2 protein-coding genes are annotated in these 1586 nt (G+C 41.3%); one reads left to right on the forward strand and one right to left on the reverse strand.

Features of this window, described 5'->3' with window-relative positions; genetic code table 11:
* The first annotated feature begins 57 nt into the window (after positions 1–57).
* On the forward strand, positions 58–483 hold the full coding sequence (locus tag E1160_RS00100) for a DoxX family protein (protein ID WP_155152959.1): 426 nt from the start codon (positions 58–60) through the stop codon (positions 481–483).
* 48 nt (positions 484–531) lie between these two features.
* Here the strand turns inward: E1160_RS00100 and E1160_RS00105 are convergent, their stop codons facing one another.
* Positions 532–1518: a GlxA family transcriptional regulator gene (locus E1160_RS00105; protein ID WP_155152960.1), complete on the reverse strand. Its 987-nt coding sequence runs from the start codon at positions 1516–1518 to the stop codon at positions 532–534.
* Positions 1519–1586 lie beyond the last annotated feature (68 nt).

The raw sequence follows: 1586 nt of genomic DNA on the forward strand, positions 1-1586 counted from the left end.
ATATCTTTCTCAGACATGCGGAGATAGTTCGCAATAATCAAATTGATGGAGAAAGATATGTCACAAGAAAATCTAAATAAAGCTGAATTAGCTGCACTGATAAATCGCCTTACATTAGGCGTTATGTTTTTAGCACATGGCCTTTTAAAATTATTGGTGTTTACACCAGCAGGGACGGCTGGTTTCTTTGAAAGTGTTGGCTTCCCAAGCTTCTTTGCCTATTTAGTGATCCTTGCAGAAGTTGGTGGTGGCGTTGCGTTGATCACTGGTATCGCAACGCGTCTGGTATCGGTTGCATTATTACCTGTGTTATTTGGTGCATTGGTCGTTCATGCGGGTAACGGATGGTTATTTAGTGCACCAAATGGTGGTTGGGAATTTCCTGCATTTTTGATCATGTCGACAATTGTGCAGATCATCCTTGGAAGTGGTGCTTATGCTATTCGTCTGCCTTTCTTAGCGAATGTAAGGTTCGCTCAATAGTGAAAGGAATGAGGCCTGATACTAAATATATCAGGCCTTTTTTCAATCTTAAGAATTTGCTTGTTTCACGTCACTCTGTGAAGATTTATTACTTCGTAAACTTAAAGGTGTTAAACTGAATTTATCTCTGAAACGTTTACTAAAATGCGAGGCCGAGCGAAAGCCACAAGCCAAGGCAATTTCGGAAATCGGCATGGCTGTATTCAATAATAAATTACGTGCACGCTTCAATCTTACATCGACATAATAGGCCGCCGGGCCCATTTTAAATGCACGTCGAAACAGACGTTCAATATTGCGGATACTAGCACCACATTCATCCGCAAGCTCTTTACGGGTAAGGGGTGCTTCCATATTATCTTCTATAAGCTGGATAGCTTTCACAAGGGTTGGGTGATAGCGTGCTGATCGACTTACAAGAGTAGAACGTTGATAATATTGGCGATCTTCAAGGCTTTGATTGATGAGCAACTGACAACGAATTTCATCAGAGACTTCCGTACCAAAATATTTTTCACAATATGTCATCATTAGATCCAGTACGGCGGCCCCGCCAGAACAAGTAAAGCGGCGATCATGGATGATATGTAAGTCCAGTGTGAGATCTAGTTCCGGGAACTCTTCTTGCATGGAATTTAAATATTCCCAATGAATGGTACTGGATTTATCGCGTAATAGCCCACTACGGGCTAGGATATATGTTGCAGACCCACAGCCGCCCACAATAGCACCAAAACGGTCAAGCATGTTAAGATAGCTATATAGTTTGGAAGATTTTGTTTCTGGCACTAAATCTTCTGAACAAACGCAAAGCCATGGTACGTAATTGGTTTCGCTAATCATGCCATCTACTGGCATTAACATACCATTGGAAGATCGTACGGGATTGCCGTCTAAGCTTAATGCTTGCCACTTAACAGTATCTGCACCCATAACTCTGTTCACCTGGCGTAAAACTTCAATGGCAGAAACGTAGGACAGCAGAGTAAAATCAGGAAGTAGCAAGAAACTGAAATTCTTTGGGTTTATATGCATGTTTCTTCCTCTCTAGGTGCGTGTTTATCTCAAGTTTTATACGCTTTTATTGATCCTAAAAACATCAT

Source organism: Curvivirga aplysinae (assembly GCF_009711445.1).
Lineage (GTDB): Bacteria > Pseudomonadota > Alphaproteobacteria > UBA8366 > Aestuariispiraceae > Curvivirga > Curvivirga aplysinae.

Bases quoted from the DNA above. Each gene is read 5' to 3' on its own strand.
- E1160_RS00100 (WP_155152959.1), top strand. From the start codon at position 58: ATGTCACAAGAAAATCTAAATAAAGCTGAATTAGCTGCACTGATAAAT.
- E1160_RS00105 (WP_155152960.1), bottom strand. From the start codon at position 1,518: ATGCATATAAACCCAAAGAATTTCAGTTTCTTGCTACTTCCTGATTTT.